The sequence below is a fragment of the Pseudomonas sp. GM25 genome (assembly GCF_000282255.1).
Classification (GTDB): Bacteria; Pseudomonadota; Gammaproteobacteria; order Pseudomonadales; family Pseudomonadaceae; genus Aquipseudomonas; species Aquipseudomonas aphyarum.
This window is the reverse complement of record NZ_AKJQ01000034.1, coordinates 164,963-183,704: the sequence shown is the minus strand read 5'-3', so window position 1 is coordinate 183,704 and position 18,742 is coordinate 164,963. Positions and strand designations below refer to the sequence as shown.

Below are 18,742 nucleotides of genomic sequence, written 5' to 3'. Positions count from 1 at the left end.
TTTTTTGTGCCCGAGGATCATGAAAATCCCACCCCGCGATTTTCATTATTCGCGACAAGACATATCCAAAAACGACAACCCTTATCCCTCCACGAAAATTACTTTCACTTCGTTTGAAAACTCGATCTCGAAATGATTTATGAGTTTCACAACCCATTCGAACGTGACCCTTTCGAGGAGTACCGCATGACACCGTCCTTCGGCTATTGGCTGCTGGTGTACGCCGCCGTTGCCATCATCGCCCTGATCGTTCTGATCGCCCGTTACCGGCTCAATCCGTTCATTGTCATCACCCTGATTTCCATCGGCCTGGCGCTGGTGGCGGGGATGCCGCCGTCCGGCGTGGTGGGGGCGTATGAGGCGGGGGTGGGCAAGACGCTGGGGCACATTGCGCTGGTGGTGGCGCTGGGGACGATGCTCGGCAAGATGATGGCCGAGTCCGGTGGTGCCGAGCAGATGGCGCGCACGTTGATCGAGCGTTTTGGCGAGAAGAACGCGCACTGGGCGATGGTGTGCATTGCGTTTCTGGTGGGGCTGCCGCTGTTTTTCGAAGTCGGTTTCGTGTTGCTGGTGCCGATTGCCTTTACCGTGGCGCGGCGGGTTGGCGTGTCGATTCTGATGGTCGGTTTGCCGATGGTCGCCGGTCTGTCGGTGGTGCATGCGCTGGTGCCGCCGCACCCGGCGGCGATGCTGGCGGTGCAGGCCTATCAGGCGTCGGTCGGTCAGACCTTGCTGTATGCGATTGCCATCGGCATTCCGACGGCGATCATTGCCGGCCCCCTGTACGCCAAATTCATCGTGCCGCGTATTCAGTTGCCGGCGGATAACCCGCTGGAAAAACAATTTCTCGACCGCGAGCCGCGCGACAAGCTGCCGGGTTTCGGCATCACCATGGCGACCATTCTGTTGCCGGTGGTGTTGATGCTGATCGGCGGCTGGGCCAACCTGATTTCCACGCCGGGCAGCGGTTTCAACCAGTTCCTGTTGTTCATCGGCAACTCGGTGATCGCGCTGTTGCTGGCGACGCTGTTGAGCTTCTGGACGCTCGGCATTGCTCAGGGTTTCAACCGGGAATCGATCCTCAAATTCACCAACGAATGCCTGGCACCGACCGCCAGCATCACCTTGCTGGTGGGCGCCGGTGGCGGTCTGAACCGGATTCTGGTGGACGCCGGCGTCACCGATCAGATCGTCGGCCTGGCCCACGAATTTCACCTGTCGCCGCTGATCATGGGCTGGTTGTTCGCCGCGTTGATGCGCATCGCCACCGGTTCGGCCACCGTTGCCATGACCACGGCTTCCGGCGTGGTCGCGCCGGTGGCCATCGGTCTGGGTTATCCACACCCGGAACTGCTGGTGCTGGCGACCGGCGCGGGCTCGGTTATCTTTTCCCACGTCAACGACGGCGGCTTCTGGTTGATCAAGGAATACTTCAACATGACGGTGGCCCAGACGTTCAAGACCTGGACGGTGCTGGAAACCCTGATCTCGGTTGTCGCTTTCGCCCTGACCGTCGGTCTTTCTTACCTGCTGTAGTCGGAGTTATCCGCCATGGACATCCTTTATCAGATCCGCGCCCGTCAGGATTCCTTCAGCGCCGGTGAAGGACGCATCGCCCGTCTGATGCTCGACGACGTAGGATTTGCCGCCTCCGCCAGCCTCGAAGAATTGGCGCAACGGGCCGAAGTCAGCACCGCCACGCTGTCACGCTTCGCCCGCACCGTCGGTTGCCGTGACCTGCGCGACTTGCGCCTGCAACTGGCCCAGGCCAGCGGCGTCGGCAGCCGTTTCCTCGACCCGGCGGGCACGCCCGAGCAGTCGGCGTTTTACGGGCAGATCGTCGGCGATATCGAAACCACCTTGCGCCAGCATCTGGCGGCGTTCGACGAATCGCGCTTCGCTGATGCGGTGAAACTGCTGGGTCAGGCGCGGATGATTCACGCCTTCGGCATCGGCGGTTGCTCGACCCTGTGCAGCGATGAGTTGCAAGTGCGGCTGGTGCGCCTCGGCTACCCGATTGCGGTGTGCCACGACGCGGTGATGATGCGCGTCACCGCCGCCAGCCTCAGCGCCGAGCAGGTGGTGATCGTCTGTTCGCTGACCGGCATCACCCCGGAATTGCTGGAGACCGTAGCGCTGGCGCGCAACTACGGCGCACGGATTCTCGCCATCACCCGCGCCGACTCGCCGCTGGCGGAACTGGCCGATATCGTCCTGCCGCTGCAAGGCGCCGAGACCTCGTTCATCTACAAACCGACGGCGGCGCGCTACGGCATGCTGCTCGCCATCGACGTGCTGGCCACCGAGCTGGCGCTGGCCAATCCTGAAGACAATCAAGAACGTCTGCGGCGAATCAAACTCGCCCTCGACGAATACCGTGGCGGCGACGATCACCTGCCGCTGGGAGACTGACATGCTGTACGACACCCTGATTCGCAACGCTTTGGTCATCGACGGCAGCAACAGCCCCGGTTACGCCGCCGACGTGGCGATCCTCGATGGCCGAATCGCGCGCATCGGCGACTTGCGCGATGCCCGCGCCACCGATGAAATCGATGCCGCCGGCCGTGTGCTGGCGCCGGGTTTCATCGACGTGCACACCCACGACGACACCGTGGTGATCCGCCAGCCGCAGATGCTGCCCAAGCTCAGCCAGGGCGTGACCACGGTGATTGTCGGCAACTGCGGGATCAGTGCCGCGCCGGTCAGTTTGCGCGGTGATCCGCCGGATCCGATGAACCTGCTCGGCTCGGCGGCGGCGTTCGTTTATCCACGTTTCAGCGATTACCGCGCGGCGGTCGAGGCGGCCAATACCACGCTGAACGTGGCGGCGCTGGTTGGGCATACGGCGCTGCGCAGCAATCATCTTGATGATCTGTTTCGCACCGCCACCGACGATGAAATCAGCGCGATGCGCGAGCAGTTGCGTGAAAGCCTGGAGGCGGGCGCCCTTGGTTTATCCACAGGTCTGGCGTATGCGAGTGCGTTCTCCGCATCCACCGATGAAGTCATGCAACTGACCGAAGAACTGAATGCGTTCGGCGCGGTGTACACCACGCACCTGCGCAGTGAGTTCGAACCGGTGCTGGAGGCGATGGACGAGGCCTTCCGCATTGGACGCCATGCTCGATCGCCGGTGATCATCTCCCACCTCAAATGTGCCGGTGCCGGTAACTGGGGCCGCAGTCCGCAGTTGCTCGCCTCGCTGGAAGAAGCGGCGAAAACCCACCCGGTCGGCTGCGATTGCTACCCGTATGCGGCGAGTTCTTCGACGCTGGATCTGAAGCAGGTCACCGACGCCCACCGCATCACCATCACCTGGTCGACGCCACATCCTGAAATGGGCGGTCGCGACCTGATGGACATCGCCGCCGAATGGAACCTGTCGTTGCTCGACGCCGCCAAGCGTCTGCAACCGGCGGGCGCGGTGTATTACGGGATGGACGAGAACGACGTGCGCCGGATCCTCGCTCATCCGCTGTCGATGGTCGGCTCCGATGGCCTGCCGGAAGACCCGTTCCCGCATCCGCGTCTGTGGGGCGCTTTCCCACGGGTGCTAGGACATTTCAGTCGCGATGTCGGCCTGTTTCCGCTGCACACCGCCGTGCACAAGATGACCGGTCTGTCGGCAGCGCGTTTCGGCTTGAAGGAAAGGGGCGAGATTCGTGAAGGGCACTGGGCGGATCTGGTGTTGTTCGACCCGGCGACCGTGCGTGACGTGGCGGATTTCAACGACCCGCAACGTGCCGCCCAAGGCATCGAGGGCGTGTGGATCAATGGTGTTTTGAGTTACCGCGACGGTCAGGCCAACGGCCAGAGACCAGGGCGGTTCCTGGCGCGCCAGGGCGATCTGCGCGACGGCTTTCGTTGAATTTTGCTGACTGCGTCACGGTGATGGCACATTGCAATTAAAGAAAGCCATCATCAAGCCGAATTGCTGACATCCACCCCGGCTACACTCTGGGGCCAATCAGTCAGGGAGCAACCCATGAGCTTCGGCAAAACCACCCCGATCCTGCGGATTTTCGATGAAGCCAAGGCCGTGGAATTCTACGTCGACTTCCTCGGCTTCAAGATCGATTGGCAGCATCGTTTCGAACCCGGTTTCCCGTTGTACCTGCAGGTTTCGCGCGGCGAGTGTGTGCTGCATTTGTCCGAACACCACGGCGATGCGACACCGGGTTCGGCCCTGCGGATCGAGACCGATGAACTGGAGGCGTTCCAGCAGCAGTTGGTCGCCAAGAACTACAAGTTCTCGCACCCGGGCATCCAGGCCATGCCGTGGGGCAGCCAAGACATGACCATCGCCGATCCGTTCGGCAATCGTCTGGTGTTCACCAACGCGATCAGCCTCTAACTGTCGTTCGCTACCCGGTGAGTCTGCCGAAACTCGCCGGGCGGCATGCCGCGTCGGCTCTTGAAGGTGCGGTGAAACGAGCGCGGTTCGGTGAAGCCCAGATATTGGGCAATGTCCTGAATCGGCAAGGTGCTGTTGAGCAGGTAATGCTCAGCCAGTTCCTGGCGCAGTTCGTCGAGGATCTGCTGATACGACGTGCCGGCCTGATGCAACTGGCGTTGCAGCGTGCGCACCGAGACGGCGAGATGTTCGGCCACCTGCTCCTTGCGCGGCAGGCCTTCCTTGAGCAACTGGCGCAGGATGCTCTTGACCCGCTGTTCCAGCGACGCATCCTCCAGCGTCGCCATCAAACTCTGCGCGTGTTCTTCCAGCGTGCGCAGCAAATGCGCATCGGCCTGGCGCAACGGCAACTGCAAATACGGCAACGGCACGATCAGCGCTGAATACGGCTGATCGAACAGCACCGGGCACTCAAAAAACTGTTCGTACTGCGCTTGCGTGGTGTCCGCCGGGATCGAGTGTTCCAGCCACACCGCGGCCGGCGACAACTGTGTGTCGGCGATCCAGCGTGCGTATTGCAGCCAGGAGCCGAGCACGTTTTCCACCAGATGCCGGCGAATCCGCGGGCGTTCAAAGCGGCAGCTCCAGATCAGGTGCACGTGGCTGTCGTGCACCTCGGCGCGGCTGACGCCCATGTCGCCCACCAGTTTTTCGAACGGCATGATGCGGCTCATGGCGTCGCCCAGTGTCGCGCAATTCATGGTGATGTAGCCGAGCACGCTCCAGGAGTTGGGCAGCACAAAATTCGCGGCGTTGAGGCCGAACAGCGGATCGCCCGAGTGTTCGCAAAAGTAATCGAGCAACCGCTCATGGGTTTCACCCGGCAGGCGTAGGCTGTTGTCGCTCAGCTGCTGCGCCTGCAACCCGGCCGCTGCCAACGCAGGCTCGATGGCCAGGCCCAGGTGTTCGGCATGGCGCAGGTACTTGAGCAGCGGCGGAACGGAGGTGAAGCCGAGCGATTGCATGACCGTATTCCCTTGATCGAGGCCGCCACGGGCGGATGAGCGCCCTGAAAGGTAATTTGAATCCACGACTAAAGTAAATGGCTGACGCTTGCTCGACGTTTGACTCAATTGGCTACTCGAACTGGCCGGATGCGACCGTGACACTTTCGGCCGGCTGACTAGTATGAGGGCCTGAAATCTCACTGATCAGACTGCACAGAAGGACACACGCATGCGACGCTGGAACGGCTGGGGAGATGCAACCACGGTGGTCGAACTGCCGGCCCAGGGCGCAAGTTTTCTCCATGAGCGACTAGGGGAGGGCCGCGCGCTGCCCGATGCGACGCTTGAAGCGGCGCTGGCCCGCGTACCGGTCTCGCGGCTGGCGGAACACGCCTTGTACAGCATCGATGCCCATGACCGTCTGCTGCACTCACGCGGGCAGAGCCTGCCGGACTGGCTGGCGTTGCGCGAAGGTGCGCTGGGCAACTATCCCGACGCCGTGGCGTTCCCGGAAACTGCCGAACACATCCGCCAGTTGCTGGCGCTCGCCCAGGCGCAGGACCTGTGCCTGATTCCCTACGGCGGCGGCACGTCGGTGGCCGGGCACATCAATCCGCCAGACTCTGCGCGGCCGGTGGTGACGGTGTCGCTGGCGCGGATGAGCCGCCTGATCGACCTCGATGAACAAAGCCTGCTGGCGACTTTCGGCCCCGGCGCCAGTGGCCCGCAGGTGGAAAGCCAACTGCGCGCCCGAGGCTACACGCTGGGGCATTTCCCGCAGTCGTGGGAGCTGTCGACGCTGGGCGGTTGGGTGGCCAGTCGTTCCAGTGGTCAGCAGTCGCTGCGCTATGGGCGGATCGAGCAACTGTTCGCCGGCGGAACCCTGGAAACCTTTGCCGGGCCGCTGCAAATCCCGACCTTCCCGGCCTCGGCGGCCGGCCCGGATCTGCGCGAAGTGGTGCTGGGTTGCGAGGGGCGTTTCGGGATCATTTCCGAGGTCAAGGTGCGGGTCAGCGCGCTGCCGGCCGATGAACGTTTCTACGGCGTTTTTCTGCCCAGCTGGAGCAAGGCACTGCAAGCCATTCAACAACTGGCCCAGGCGCGGGTGCCGCTGTCGATGCTGCGCTTGTCCAACGCGGTGGAGACCGAAACACAATTGGCGCTGGCCGGCCATCCACAGCAGATCGCCTGGCTGGAGAAATACCTGAGCCTGCGCGGCGCCGGGCAAGGCAAGTGCCTGCTGACCTTCGGTGTGACTGGCAATCGCCGGCAGAATGCGCTGTCCCTGAGTCAGGCCCGTCAGCATCTGAAGGCATTCGGCGGTGTGTTCACCGGTACGCTGCTGGGCAAGAAGTGGGCGCAGAACCGCTTTCGTTTTCCGTATCTGCGAGAGAACCTGTGGAACGCCGGTTACGTGGTCGACACCCTCGAAACCGCCACCGACTGGAGCAACGTCGACAACCTGCTCAACCGGATCGAAAACAGCCTGCGCGATGCCCTGGCGGCCGAGGGCGAACGAGTGCACGTGTTCACGCACCTGTCCCACGTCTACGGCGAAGGTTCGAGCATCTACACCACCTACGTGTTTCGCCCGGCGGCGGACTATCCTGCGACGCTCGCTCGCTGGAAGGCCCTCAAGCACGCGGCCAGCCAGACCATCGTCGACAACCACGGCACCATCAGCCACCAGCACGGCGTGGGCAAGGATCATGCGCCGTACCTGCCGCGCGAAAAGGGCGCGCTGGCAATGGACACCTTGCAGGCGCTGAGCCGGCACTTCGACCCGGCCGGGCGTCTGAACCCCGGCACGCTGTTGCAGGAGTGACCGCCATGAGCGCGGACTGGAACGCCGAATGGCGCCAGCAAATCCTGCCGACGCTGGCGGCTGAAACCTGGGATCTGATCGTCATCGGCGGCGGTATCAGCGGCGCCGGCATTCTGCGTGAAGCCGCGCGTCGTGGCTGGCGTTGCCTGCTGCTGGAGCAGCGTGATTTTGCCTGGGGCACGTCCAGTCGGTCGTCGAAAATGGTCCATGGCGGTTTGCGCTACATCGCCAAGGGCCAGTGGCGGCTGACCCGGGATTCGGTGCGCGAACGCCAGCGTCTGCTCGACGAAGCGCCGGGGCTGGTGGAGCCGATGAGTTTCATGATGCCGCACTATCGCGGCGGCTTTCCCGGGCCGCGAGTGTTGGGTGGTCTGTTGTCGATCTATGACGCATTGGCCGGACGCCGCGACCATCGTTTCCATGACGCGCAGCAACTGCGTTATCTCGCTCCGGGCGTGAAAGAAAATGACTTGTTGGGTGGCACCTGTTTTATCGATGCGCTGACCGATGACGCACGGCTGGTGATGCGTGTGTTGAGCGAAGCACGGGCCGATGGCGCGGTAGTGCTCAACGGTGTGCGCGTCGAACATCTGCTGCGGGAAAACGGGCGGGTGTGTGGCGTTCAGGTCGAAGATTGTGAGGCTGGCGAGTCACTGCAATTGCGTTGTGGCGTGCTGGCGGTGGCCACCGGGGCCTGGGCTGAGCGCTTGCGTCCATCCGAGGCGCCGCGTCAGTTGCGCCCATTGCGCGGCAGTCATTTGCTGCTGCCGGGCTGGCGCTTGCCGGTGGCGCAGGCGTTCACGTTTATGCACGAGCAGGATCGGCGACCGGTGTTCGTTTTCCCGTGGGAAGGCGCCACGGTGGTCGGCACCACGGACCTCGATCACCGCGAGAATCTGGACCAGAGCGCGAGCATCAGCACCGAAGAACTCGACTATCTGCTGGCCGCCTGCCGACAGCAGTTTCCCGGGGCCGAAGTGACAGCCGCCGACGTGCTTTCAACCTGGTCCGGCGTGCGCCCGGTGGTGGGCAGCGCGGCGGGCGAGCATCAAGACAAACCGTCGAATGAAACCCGTGAGCATGTGCTGTGGCAGGAGCCGGGTTGCGTCACGTTGGCCGGCGGCAAACTCACGACGTTCCGCCCGCAGGCCATCGAAGTGCTCAAGGCGTGCGCCGACATGCTCGGCCGTTCTTTCGAAGATGATGCCGCGCCGGTGTTTGCCGCCGTGCCGCCACTGGCGATCCCGGATCTCAGTCCCGCTCAGTGGCGACGTCTGGCCGGCCGACATGGCCGGGACCTGCCAAGGCTGGCGCAACTGCTCGCCGAACTGGGCCATGAAACAGTCGGCGCCACCGACACCTTGTGGGCCGAACTGGCCTTCGCCTGCGAAGCGGAAATGGTCCTGCACCTGGATGACCTGCTGCTGCGCCGAACCCGTCTCGGCCTGTTGCTGCCCCGTGGCGGCGCGGAGTATTTCCCGGCCATTCGCCAACTCTGCCAACCACGGCTGGGCTGGAACGACGAACACTGGCAACAGGAACAGCAACGCTATCAGGCGTTATGGCAACGCCATCACGGCCTGCCGGATATCGCGCAGTGATGCCCCTCGAAGAGAGCTCCATGGACAACCACCCGAACAAGCGTTACCTGCTGGCCATCGACAATGGCACCCAGAGCGTGCGCGCGCTGCTCTTCGATTTGCAGGGCAATCTGCTCGGCAAGGGCAAGGTTGAATTGCAGGCCTATTACTCGACGCAACCGGGCTGGGCCGAGCAGGACCCGGAATATTACTGGGCGAAACTGGGCGAGGCCTGCCAGCAGGTGTGGGCGCAAACCGGCATCGATCGTTCGCAGATCGCCGGGGTTTCTCTCACGACGCAGCGCGGCACGGTGATCAACGTCGATGCCCAAGGCAAACCGTTGCGCCCGGCGATTCTCTGGCTCGATCAACGTCAGAGTGAAGTCGAAGGCGGAATCAAGGGACCGTGGGGCTGGCTGTTCAAACTGGCCGGCGCGCAGGCCACGGTGGATTACTTTCGCGCCCAGGCCGAGGCCAACTGGATCGCTCGCCATCAACCTGACGTGTGGGCGGCGACCGACAAGTTTTTGTTGCTCTCGGGGTTCCTAACGCATCGCCTCTGCGGGCGTTTTGTCGACTCGGTGGGCTGTTGCGTCGGTTACCTGCCATTCGATTTCAAACGCCTGCGCTGGGCCGCGCCGCGTGACTGGAAATGGCAGGCGCTGGCGGTGCGTCCCGAGCAACTGCCGACCTTGCACAAACCCGGTGAAACCCTCGGCCACATCAGCGCCGAAGCGAGTCTTCACACCGGCATTCCCGAAGGCGTTCCGTTGATCGCGGCGGGGGCCGACAAGGCCTGTGAAGTGCTCGGTTCCGGCGTCGTGGATTCGGGCACGGTGTGCCTGTCTTACGGCACCACGGCGACGATCACCAGCACCCGTTCGCGCTATCTGGAAATCGTCCCGTTGATTCCGCCGTACCCGTCGGCGATGCCGGATCAGTACAACTGCGAGGTGATGATTTATCGCGGTTACTGGATGGTCAGCTGGTTCAAGAACGAGTTCGGCCTGCGGGAAATGCAGCAGGCCAAGGAGCAGGGCATCGAGCCCGAGCAACTGTTCGATGCATTGGTCAATGCAGTGCCGCCGGGGTCGATGGGGTTGATGCTGCAACCGTACTGGTCGCCGGGGATTCGCGAACCGGGTGTGGAGGCCAAAGGCGCGATGATCGGCTTCGGTGACGTGCACACCCGCGCGCACATTTACCGGGCGATCCTTGAAGGTCTGGCCTATGCGTTGCGTCAGGGTATGGAGAAAATCGAGAAGCGCTCGAAGATCTCCGTCACCCGTTTACGAGTTGCTGGCGGTGGCTCGCAAAGTGATGCGGCGATGCAACTGACGGCGAACATCTTCGGCCTGCCGGCGGAGCGTCCGCATGTCTATGAAGCGTCCGGTCTGGGCGCGGCGATTTGCTGCGCGGTGGGACTCGGGCTGCACGCGGATTTCCGCACGGCGATAGCCGCGATGACCCGGGTTGGCGCGGTGTTTCAGCCGCAACCCGAGGCGCAGCAGGTCTACGAGCGACTGTACAAGGACGTCTATCTGCGCATGTATCGACAGCTCAAACCGTTGTACCAGAGCATCCGCAAGATCACCGGTTACCCGGCCTGAAACAACATCGCACGTGGCGCTATTGGAGAACTTTTCTGGTGAGATCGGACAGTGTCAGGGGCGGGGTCGGTTGTTAGGCTCGATCCCCACGGCACACATAACAAGAACCAGAAGCAATGAAGCTGATCTCCCTGCTGCTGCTTTGCGCAATGGCCCCCACGGCGTGGGGCTGGTCGAACCATACGGTGGGCAGTTACCTGGCGTTGCAGGATCTGCCGGCGTTGCGCGATGCATCGCCCGTCGAGGTCGAACCGCTGGAGCAATTTCTCTCCGAGCAATACCCGGCCATCGTCGCGTTGCTCGATGAGCAGGAACGCTTCGCCCGCGAGCATTTCAACCAGTACCCGCCACGCCCCGACAACCTCAAGTTGCCCGCCACACCGAGCAACAATCTGCGCCACGACTTCCTCACCGCGCTGCGCATCAATCCGCTGATTCATCTGGCGATGGTCATCCAGCCGTTGCCGGGCAAGGACCTGCCCGAGCGCGAGCATCTGCAGGCCGACCAGGTCATGGTCGAGCAGACGCTGTCGCCGTGGAATCGCCAGCGTTTCATTCGCGTAGCCGATCACGAAAAAGTCGCGCCCCTGGCCGTGCTGGCGAGCGCCGCCGACGAGCCGGATTACGGTCACGACATCAATCTGTTCAGCGACAACCCCGGCGAAGTCGCCGCGCTGTACGGCTTCGGCCCGCAGCCGTTTGGCGATGCGCGCTTCCAGTACAGCTCCCAGGCGCCGTTCCACATGGGCTTCTTCCATGAGAGCCCGGTGGTGTACGCGGCCGCCGGATTTCTCGAACGCAGCTGGCCGGACTGGCGCGCCTATCAGTACATGGGGCTGGCGCGACTGGCGTTTGCCAGCGGCCATCCTTACTGGGGTTATCGCTTTCTCGGCTGGGGCCTGCACCACGTTCAGGACCTGACCCAGCCGTATCACGCCAAGCCATTGCCGGGCGTCGAACTGCCGAGCCTTCTGCTGCTGGAGGGCAAGGCGCTGGCCGGTTTTGCGGATGACAAACAGGCTTCCATCGAACGGGTCGCGACCCGCCACATGGAAGTCGAGAAATACCAGTCGACCTGGCTGCGCCGCGTGCTGCGCGCCGGTCAGCCGCATCCGATGCTCGACGCTTACGCCGATGCCGCCGGTGACGCGCATTACCCGCCGTACTCCGTGGACTACCTGCGCGAAGTGGTGAGTGCCGAGTCGGTCGATGACTCCGCCGCCTTCGATGAAGCCATCGGCCAGTGGCTGGAATCGGCACCGGTCACCAGCGATTTCAGCGCGGGCAATCAGTTGCAGCGCGAGACCTTCGAGCATCCGCAACTCAATCAGCAACTGCTCAGGCTGCTCGGCCATTTCGGCGCCCACAGCCGGATTTATGTCCGTGCGGGGCTGGCGCCATAAGCATCGCGGCAACACACAACAATAAGAACAGGGAAGGAGGAACAGATGATCAACACTCGATTGCGCCTGTCTGGCGTAGCGCTCCCCGGTGTCGGTTTGGCAGGGCTGCTGCAACTCTGCGCAGTCGATGCGGTGCAGGCCGCCGAGTTCAGCGTGCTGGACAATCAGGTCACCGGCTCGCTCGACACGACCTTGTCCTACGGCCGCTTGTGGCGGGTGCAGGGCCGGGACAAGACCAACGATGACGTCAACACCAACGACGGCAATCGCAACTTCGACACCGGGCTGGTTTCCGAGGTGTACAAGATCACGTCGGAGCTGGAAGCCAACTACCAGAATTACGGGATGTTCCTGCGCGGCACCGCGTTCTACGACACCCAGTTGATGGACAAGCGCAACGACTACTACCACAACAACAGCCCGTCGCAACCGAGCCAGAGTTATCCCCAGGACGACCGTTTCACCAGCCAGACCCGCGACATCGCCGGCAGCCGGATCGAGATGCTCGACGCCTACGTTCATGGCACCTGGGACGTCGCATCAATGCCGGTCACCGCGCGAGTGGGGCGTCAGGTGTTCAACTGGGGCGAGGGGATTTTCTATCGCGGCGGGGTCAACACCACCAATCCGGTGGATGCCGCGAAATATCGCTTGCCGGGTGCCGAGGTCAAGGAAGTGCTGATGCCGGTGGAGGCGCTCAGCTTCAACATCGGCCTGAGCGACAACCTGACGATGGAAAGTTTCTACCAGACCAACTGGAAGGAAACCCGCATCGACCCGGTCGGCACCTTCTACTCGCAGACCGACCTGTTCGCCGACGGCGGCAACACCGCTTACAACAACTTCAGCGGCACCGCGCTTGATACGCCGGTGCCGGGGTTCGGCAACGTCATCGGCCTGTACAGCGCACTGGGCAACAATCCGTTGCTCGGCCCGGCGCTGAAGTCCACCGGCCTCTACGCCAACGGCGTGACTCCGGCCTATGGCAACACACTGAAAGTGGCGTCGATCGGCAAGGACTACAACGCGCGCAATGACGGCCAGTTTGGCTTCGCCTTTCGCTACATCGCCGAAGAGCTCAACAGCACCGAGTTCGGCCTGTACATGGTCAATTACCACGCCAAGGAGCCGACCATCGCTGCCGACCTGGGCGGTTACAACGGCATCGACATGAATGCCCTGACCAATATGCTGTCGAGCGTTGCGGGCAGTCAGGCTGGGGCCCTCGCCAACGGGCTGGCGACTGCCGATGTGATGGGCAACATCCAGGCCCATCGGCGTTATGCCGAAGACATCCGCATGTACGGTTTCAGCTTCAACACCACGCTGGGCGAGGCCTCGGTGTTCGGTGAAGTGGCCTACCGACCAAACCTGCCCATCGGCGTCGCAGCCACCAACGATTTGATCGGCGACCTGGCCAACGGCGCTGCCGCAGCGGTGTCCGGCAAGACCATCAACGTCGGCGGGCAAATGGTCACCCTCAACAGCCAGATCAACAACGCCGAACGGGTCGAAGCGTTCAACACTTCGCTGGGCAGCATCTACAACTTCGGCCCGACGCTGTCGTTCGACTCGATGTTCGGCATCTTCGAACTGGCCTCCGAGCACTTGCGCGGCAGCAGTCTGCAATACACCGCTTACGACGGCAGCAACCGTTACTACGCCGGCACCGGTAACACCTCGTACGTGTCCGGCGGCGATCGCGACGATCAGGTCAACCGCGATTCCTACAGCTACACGGTGATGTTCAACGGCACCTGGAACGACGTGTACGCTGGGGTCAACGTCTCGCCTTACGTCGTCTACAAGGACGACTTCAGAGGCAACAGCTACCAGGCCGGCAACACCATCGAGGGCCGCAAGGCCTACACGCTGGGGATCAAGGCCAACTACCAGAACAGGCTCGAAGCCGAGTTGCAGTACACCGAGTTCTACGGCGGTGGGCAGAACAACGGCATTCGCGACCGCGACAACGTCGGTTTCAACCTCAAGTATTTCCTTTGATATCCAGAACACCGGTGCCCCCCTGTGGGAGCGAGCCTGCTCGCGATGAGGACGGCACATCCAGACGTTGTGTTGCCTGACTCACCGCCATCGCCAGCAGGCTGGCTCCCACAGGGGATTTGCTGGCTATGCAGACCTGGTTTTATTTTCGGAGAACGAACATGTTTCCTGCATCACGACTGACCAAGACCACACTGGCGTTGCTCTTGAGCCTCACCGCCGGCAGTACACTGGCCGCCATTTCGCCCCAGCAAGCCGAACAGCTGAAAACCTCGCTCACCCCCATGGGCGCCGAGCGCGCCGGCAATGCTGCGGGCACCATTCCGGCCTGGACCGGCGGTATCACCCAGGCACCGGCGGGCTACAAACCCGGTCAACATCACCCCGATCCGTACGCGGCGGACAAACCGCTGTTCACCATCACCAAGGCCAACCTCGACCAATACAAAGCGCATCTCACGCCGGGTCAGATCGCCCTGTTCACCAGCTACCCCGACACCTTCCAGATGCCGGTCTACCCTTCGCGCCGATCCGGCTCGGCGCCGCAGTGGCTGTATGACAACACCCTGAAAAATGCGACCTCGGCCAAACTGCTGGAGGGCGGCAGCGGATTCGCCGATGCCTATGGCGGCGTGCCGTTCCCGGTGCCCAAGGATGGCGTCGAGGTGCTGTGGAATCACATCACTCGCTATCGCGGTATCTACGTTGTCCGTCGAGCTTCCGAAGCACCCGTGCAGCGCAACGGCAGCTTCGCCCTGGTGACCTCGCAGCAGGAAGGCTTCTTCAATTACTACCGCCCGGGCGGCCAGTTCGCCGACCTGAAGAACATCCTGTTCTACTACCTCGCTTTCGTGAAAAGCCCGGCGCGCCTCGCCGGTGGCGCCGCGCTGGTGCACGAGACACTGGACCAGCTCAAGGACGCCCGCCAGGCCTGGATCTACGACGCCGGCCAACGCCGTGTCCGCCGCGCGCCGAACCTCGCGTACGACACGCCGATCGCCTCCTCCGATGGCCTGCGCACCGCAGACGACACCGACCTGTTCAACGGCTCGCCGGATCGCTTCGACTGGAAGCTCAAGGGCAAACAGGAAATCTACATCCCCTACAACAACTACAAAGTCGGCAGCCCCGACGTGAAATATGCGCAACTGCTCACCCCCGGCCACCTCAACCCGCAATACACCCGCTACGAGCTGCACCGGGTCTGGGTGGTCGAAGGCACACTCAAGCCAGGGTCACGGCATATCTATTCCAAACGCGTGCTGTTCCTCGACGAAGACAGCTGGGGCGCCGCCTTGGTGGATCAATACGACGGGCGAGGGGAGCTGTGGCGCGTGTCGATGGCCTACTTGAAAAACTTCTACGACCTGCCCACCACCTGGAGCGCACTCGACGTCTTCCACGACTTGCAGGCCCGTCGGTACTACGTGCAGAACCTGGATAACGAAGAGGCCTCCACCGTCGACTTCTCGCAACCGGTGCCGGAGGATTCGTATTTCATGCCGTCGGCGTTGCGGCAGCGGGGGACGCGGTAAGCTGGAATCCGTTTCTTCTAAAGAGCAGGCAGAGGTTTTCGAGTTGGTTTGTTAGTCTGCGATCACTCATTTCACGGATTGAAGGACGCCTTATGACCAGCATCACTATTCGACTCGATGAGCGGACGACTGAGCAACTGCGTATCGCTGCCGCCCAAAACGGCCACTCCATGGACGACGAAGCGCAGCAGATTCTGGAGAACGCGTTGGCTACGCTTGATCGAGCAGGCGGGTTGGGGACTCGGATACGCAATCGATTCGGCGCCATGGGTGGCGTCGAGCTCGATCTGCCATCACGTTCAGAAAACCTCAGCGGCTGATAAACACCGCTCACAAAAAGCCCGCCGCCACACTAAAAACAGTGTGGCGGCGGGCTTTTTACAGGGTGCAAAAAAAAGGAGAGTGCACCGCACTCGCCACATCCCGCATCAATCAGTCGGCACGACCTTGTCCAGCGCACGGTTAACGGCCATTTCAGCGATCATCACGATTTGGGCGATGCCTTGCAGGGTCTTGCGGTGGCTACCCTCGACCAGCGCCACATGATTATTGAGCATGACGGTGGCGGAGCCGAGGGATTCGCTGGCGTCCACCAGCAGGGATTCGGTGTCTGCTTCGGGGTGAGCCTGATAGAGGGTGTTGGGTTTGTAGGGAGCGGCCATGATGTGGGCGCTGAGTGGGCCCAGGTGATAATCGAGGGCGCGTTCGGCGGCTTCGTTGAAGCGTTTCGAGCCGGGGCATTCGTACGGGGATGCCGGATCCGGGATGATTGTGGGGTCGGTGAGCGGTGGGTTTGGCGTTACCTTGAACATGGTGACTAACCTCTTGGTTGAGGCCGCACCTTTTCGCCGCTAAGCAAAAGGGTGGCAGCTGTGCGCAAGTTAGCGGACCGGTAGTCACCTTAAACCCGGCGCACCCGAAGGTGCCATGCGCACAGCCACCATCAAGTGCAGGCGAGTGCCTGACTGGATTCGACATGTGCAACCGTAAAGCGACTACCCGAGCCGCTAAGCTCGATCACTGGAAATCAGTGACGCAATCAAATTACGCAGCCAGCCCAAGGCGCACAAGCCGGCGGATTCTGGCGTAGCCGTAGGCAACGGCGCAAGGTTTTGTGGGCTTCGGGACGTATCACGGCGTGTTCTTAAACACCCATGACCAAGCGTGTGTAATTGCCATTCAGAACGCGTCATCCAATTTCTGAAGATGGCAATTTCAAGACAAAAAAGAAGGGCAGCTTTTCAGCTGCCCTTCTTTGTACATCGGCTTTCTTGTGCAGTGCTTACACGCGGAAATGGCTAACCATCTGCTGCAACTGCCCACCCAATCGCGCCAGTTCAACGCTGGACTTGGCGGTCTCATCACTCGCCGCCGCCGTCTGTTCCGAGACGTCGCGGACGTTGATGATGCTGCGGCTGATTTCTTCGGCCACGGCGCTTTGCTGTTCGGCGGCTGCGGCGATCTGCTGGTTCATCGACTGGATGTTCGACACCGTGCGGGTGATGTTTTCCAGGGAGTCGCCGGCCTTGCGGGTCAGGGCGACGCTGCTGTCGGTCAGGGCGCGGCTGTTGTTCATCACGGCCGAGACTTGCTGAGTGCCGTTCTGCAGACCGGCCACCAGGCCTTCGATTTCCTCGGTGGATTTCTGCGTGCGCTGGGCCAGGCCACGGACTTCGTCGGCGACCACGGCAAAACCGCGACCGGCTTCACCGGCACGGGCAGCTTCGATGGCGGCGTTGAGGGCCAGCAGGTTGGTCTGTTCGGCCACGGCCTTGATCACGTCCATGACGCTGCCGATCTTGTCGCTTTCCTGTTGCAGCACGCTCATGGCTTCGGTGGAACGCACCACTTCGCTGGCCAGACGCTCGATCTGGGCGATGGCTTCGTTCACCACCTTGTCGCCTTCGCGGGCTTCGCCGTCAGCGGCGGCTGCGGCTTGCGAGGCTTCTTCGGCGTTGCGCGCGACTTCCTGCACGGTGGCAGTCATCTCGTGCATCGCGGTGGCCACCTGATCGGTCTCGACCTTCTGGCTGTTCACGCCGGCGCTGGTCTGTTCGGTGACGGCCGACAGTTCTTCGGCGGCGCTGGCGATCTGGGTGACGCCGTCGCGGATGCCGCTGATCAGGTCGCGCAGGGTCACGCCCATGCGCGCGATGCCTTGTTGCAGCACGCCGAGTTCGTCGCGGCGGGTGACGATCACGTTGTGGCTCAGGTCGCCGCTGGCGATGCGGTCGACCACAGCCATGGTCTCTTGCAGCGGACGGGTGATCTGGCGGGTGATGATGAACGCGGCGATGACGCCGACCAGCAAGGCCAGCAGGGTGCTGATCAGTTGCAGGGTGCGGGCCTGGGCGCTTTCGATGTCACGACGGTCGAGCTGGATCTGATACAGCTGCTCGCTCAGGGTCACGATGGTCGCGCCCTGATCGGTCATTTCCTTGCGCGCCTGCACCGCATCGTTGTTGGCGTTCTTGAAGGCCTGCAAGGCGCTGCGGTAGTTGGTCAGTGCGGTTTCCAGCTGACGCAGAGCGTCTTGCTGCGAGCTGGCGAAATGCACGTTCAGCTGCTTGAGGCTGGCGATGGCCACGTCCAGTTGGCCGACGGCTTTCTGCTCGGTCTCGGCGTTGGTGGTGGCGGTGTAGCCGCGCACTTCGTAACGCGCCAGGATGAAGGCTTCCTTGGCGGCGGTGATGGCCTGGAACTGCTCGAAACGCTGTTCGCTCATGTCCATCTGCTGGACGCGGGCGCTGATCGATTCGATCAGGTTGTAGGCGGTCTCGGCATTGGCGGCCATGGTGTCGCGCGCCGTGTTGCCGGTGCGGTAGGCGTTACGCATTTTGTTGAGGGACGTCTGGTACTCGGCGATGGTCGCCGCCTGCTCCTTGAGCAGCTTGACGTTTTCCGGGCTCTTGAATTTGCCGATCAGCGCTTGCTGTTGTGCGGCGAAACCGTCGAGGGTGGTCTGCACATTCTGCGCGGCGGTTTCGTCGCCGTTGGTCAGCATGTATTGCAGGCGCACCACGCGCAGTTTGGTCAGGCCGGCGTTGAGCTGGGTGATGTCGCTCATCCAGTTGCTGCGGTCAATCAGGCCGCCCAGGCTGGTCCAGCCGGTGAGCGCCAGGATGCAGGTCAGGGCCAGAACGAGGCCGAATCCGAGCCCCAGTTTCAGGTTAACGCTGATGTTGCCGAACCAGCTATTCATCAAAAATCCTCCAGAAAACGTTGTGCGTCTTGATCGTCGGTCAGGCTGGAAGATTGTTGTTTTTTTGAGCCAGCAAGGGTGTTAGCAGGACTGTATCGGCCGCAAATCCGATAGCTGAAAGGATTTTGTCCTACGGATTTTGTAACAAGCGCCCCCAAGACTTTTTTCACATGGGTTTCACTGCCTGCCCACGACGTGCTCATTAACCTCGCCGCATCG

15 protein-coding genes and 1 pseudogene are annotated in these 18,742 nt (G+C 62.2%); 11 read left to right on the top strand and 5 right to left on the bottom strand.

The genetic code is table 11. The annotated features are described in order from the left end of the window. Nucleotides 1-186: 186 nt before the first annotated feature. The 4 genes from PMI24_RS11110 to PMI24_RS11095 all read left to right on the top strand — a co-directional run bounded on the left by PMI24_RS11110 (nucleotide 187) and on the right by PMI24_RS11095 (nucleotide 4,357). Nucleotides 187-1,536, top strand: coding sequence for a GntP family permease (locus PMI24_RS11110; RefSeq protein WP_007953818.1), 1,350 nt, complete (start codon nucleotides 187-189; stop codon nucleotides 1,534-1,536). Nucleotides 1,537-1,551: 15 nt separating this feature from the next. Continuing rightward, nucleotides 1,552-2,412, top strand: a complete 861-nt coding sequence (locus PMI24_RS11105; RefSeq protein WP_007953817.1) for a MurR/RpiR family transcriptional regulator — start codon at nucleotides 1,552-1,554, stop codon at nucleotides 2,410-2,412. 1 nt (nucleotide 2,413) lies between these two features. Beyond that, the gene (locus PMI24_RS11100) at nucleotides 2,414-3,871 is read left to right on the top strand and encodes an N-acyl-D-amino-acid deacylase family protein (RefSeq protein ID WP_007953816.1); all 1,458 of its coding nucleotides are present in this window, start codon (nucleotides 2,414-2,416) and stop codon (nucleotides 3,869-3,871) included. Between the two features lie 117 nt (nucleotides 3,872-3,988). Further along, nucleotides 3,989-4,357, top strand: coding sequence for a glyoxalase superfamily protein (locus tag PMI24_RS11095; protein ID WP_007953815.1), 369 nt, complete (start codon nucleotides 3,989-3,991; stop codon nucleotides 4,355-4,357). On the opposite strand, the gene gliR is transcribed toward PMI24_RS11095, so the two are convergent. Continuing rightward, complete coding sequence (gliR, locus tag PMI24_RS11090) at nucleotides 4,354-5,382, bottom strand: AraC family transcriptional regulator GliR (protein ID WP_007953814.1); 1,029 nt, start codon at nucleotides 5,380-5,382, stop codon at nucleotides 4,354-4,356. The two genes, PMI24_RS11095 and gliR, sit on opposite strands and share 4 nt — an antisense overlap. 211 nt (nucleotides 5,383-5,593) lie before the next feature. Between gliR and PMI24_RS11085 the strand changes: the two genes are divergently transcribed. The 7 genes from PMI24_RS11085 to PMI24_RS11055 all read left to right on the top strand — a co-directional run bounded on the left by PMI24_RS11085 (nucleotide 5,594) and on the right by PMI24_RS11055 (nucleotide 15,641). Then, on the top strand, nucleotides 5,594-7,189 hold the full coding sequence (locus PMI24_RS11085; protein WP_007953813.1) for an FAD-binding oxidoreductase: 1,596 nt from the start codon (nucleotides 5,594-5,596) through the stop codon (nucleotides 7,187-7,189). A gap of 5 nt (nucleotides 7,190-7,194) precedes the next feature. Beyond that, nucleotides 7,195-8,790 carry a glycerol-3-phosphate dehydrogenase/oxidase gene (locus tag PMI24_RS11080; protein ID WP_007953812.1) on the top strand — a complete coding sequence of 532 codons (1,596 nt, stop codon included), beginning with the start codon at nucleotides 7,195-7,197 and terminating at the stop codon, nucleotides 8,788-8,790. 20 nt (nucleotides 8,791-8,810) lie between these two features. Further along, nucleotides 8,811-10,379 (top strand): FGGY-family carbohydrate kinase, encoded by a 1,569-nt coding sequence (locus tag PMI24_RS11075; protein WP_045121718.1) that lies wholly within the window; start codon nucleotides 8,811-8,813, stop codon nucleotides 10,377-10,379. 116 nt (nucleotides 10,380-10,495) lie between these two features. Further along, nucleotides 10,496-11,782 carry a hypothetical protein gene (locus tag PMI24_RS11070; RefSeq protein WP_007953809.1) on the top strand — a complete coding sequence of 429 codons (1,287 nt, stop codon included), beginning with the start codon at nucleotides 10,496-10,498 and terminating at the stop codon, nucleotides 11,780-11,782. Nucleotides 11,783-11,827: 45 nt separating this feature from the next. Next, on the top strand, nucleotides 11,828-13,786 hold the full coding sequence (locus PMI24_RS11065; RefSeq protein WP_007953807.1) for a DUF1302 domain-containing protein: 1,959 nt from the start codon (nucleotides 11,828-11,830) through the stop codon (nucleotides 13,784-13,786). A gap of 161 nt (nucleotides 13,787-13,947) precedes the next feature. Further along, the gene (locus PMI24_RS11060; protein ID WP_007953806.1) at nucleotides 13,948-15,321 is read left to right on the top strand and encodes a DUF1329 domain-containing protein; all 1,374 of its coding nucleotides are present in this window, start codon (nucleotides 13,948-13,950) and stop codon (nucleotides 15,319-15,321) included. Nucleotides 15,322-15,413: 92 nt separating this feature from the next. After that, nucleotides 15,414-15,641, top strand: a complete 228-nt coding sequence (locus tag PMI24_RS11055) for a FitA-like ribbon-helix-helix domain-containing protein (protein ID WP_007953804.1) — start codon at nucleotides 15,414-15,416, stop codon at nucleotides 15,639-15,641. 108 nt (nucleotides 15,642-15,749) lie between these two features. Here PMI24_RS11055 and PMI24_RS11050 read toward each other — a convergent pair whose 3' ends face one another. The 4 genes and pseudogenes from PMI24_RS11050 to PMI24_RS29220 form a co-directional block, all read right to left on the bottom strand. Beyond that, complete coding sequence (locus PMI24_RS11050; protein ID WP_007953801.1) at nucleotides 15,750-16,133, bottom strand: DUF6124 family protein; 384 nt, start codon at nucleotides 16,131-16,133, stop codon at nucleotides 15,750-15,752. Nucleotides 16,134-16,603: 470 nt separating this feature from the next. Continuing rightward, the gene (locus PMI24_RS29770) at nucleotides 16,604-17,317 is read right to left on the bottom strand and encodes a methyl-accepting chemotaxis protein (protein ID WP_371850997.1); all 714 of its coding nucleotides are present in this window, start codon (nucleotides 17,315-17,317) and stop codon (nucleotides 16,604-16,606) included. A gap of 144 nt (nucleotides 17,318-17,461) precedes the next feature. Next, nucleotides 17,462-18,388, bottom strand: a pseudogene (locus PMI24_RS29765) (methyl-accepting chemotaxis protein); the annotation flags it as partial. Nucleotides 18,389-18,522: 134 nt separating this feature from the next. Continuing rightward, a complete protein-coding gene (locus PMI24_RS29220; RefSeq protein ID WP_157222935.1) occupies nucleotides 18,523-18,726 on the bottom strand; it encodes a hypothetical protein in 204 nt (67 codons plus the stop codon). Between the last annotated feature and the right edge of the window lie 16 nt (nucleotides 18,727-18,742).

Excerpts from the sequence above, each read along its gene's own strand:
- PMI24_RS11110 (WP_007953818.1), top strand. The coding sequence starts at position 187 with ATGACACCGTCCTTCGGCTATTGGCTGCTGGTGTACGCCGCCGTTGCC.
- PMI24_RS11065 (WP_007953807.1), top strand. The coding sequence starts at position 11,828 with ATGATCAACACTCGATTGCGCCTGTCTGGCGTAGCGCTCCCCGGTGTC.
- PMI24_RS11060 (WP_007953806.1), top strand. The coding sequence starts at position 13,948 with ATGTTTCCTGCATCACGACTGACCAAGACCACACTGGCGTTGCTCTTG.
- PMI24_RS11070 (WP_007953809.1), top strand. The coding sequence starts at position 10,496 with ATGAAGCTGATCTCCCTGCTGCTGCTTTGCGCAATGGCCCCCACGGCG.
- PMI24_RS29770 (WP_371850997.1), bottom strand. The coding sequence starts at position 17,317 with ATGCACGAGATGACTGCCACCGTGCAGGAAGTCGCGCGCAACGCCGAA.
- PMI24_RS11105 (WP_007953817.1), top strand. The coding sequence starts at position 1,552 with ATGGACATCCTTTATCAGATCCGCGCCCGTCAGGATTCCTTCAGCGCC.
- PMI24_RS29220 (WP_157222935.1), bottom strand. The coding sequence starts at position 18,726 with ATGAGCACGTCGTGGGCAGGCAGTGAAACCCATGTGAAAAAAGTCTTG.
- PMI24_RS11050 (WP_007953801.1), bottom strand. The coding sequence starts at position 16,133 with ATGTTCAAGGTAACGCCAAACCCACCGCTCACCGACCCCACAATCATC.
- PMI24_RS11075 (WP_045121718.1), top strand. The coding sequence starts at position 8,811 with ATGGACAACCACCCGAACAAGCGTTACCTGCTGGCCATCGACAATGGC.
- PMI24_RS11085 (WP_007953813.1), top strand. The coding sequence starts at position 5,594 with ATGCGACGCTGGAACGGCTGGGGAGATGCAACCACGGTGGTCGAACTG.
- PMI24_RS11055 (WP_007953804.1), top strand. The coding sequence starts at position 15,414 with ATGACCAGCATCACTATTCGACTCGATGAGCGGACGACTGAGCAACTG.
- PMI24_RS11095 (WP_007953815.1), top strand. The coding sequence starts at position 3,989 with ATGAGCTTCGGCAAAACCACCCCGATCCTGCGGATTTTCGATGAAGCC.
- PMI24_RS11100 (WP_007953816.1), top strand. The coding sequence starts at position 2,414 with ATGCTGTACGACACCCTGATTCGCAACGCTTTGGTCATCGACGGCAGC.
- gliR (WP_007953814.1), bottom strand. The coding sequence starts at position 5,382 with ATGCAATCGCTCGGCTTCACCTCCGTTCCGCCGCTGCTCAAGTACCTG.
- PMI24_RS11080 (WP_007953812.1), top strand. The coding sequence starts at position 7,195 with ATGAGCGCGGACTGGAACGCCGAATGGCGCCAGCAAATCCTGCCGACG.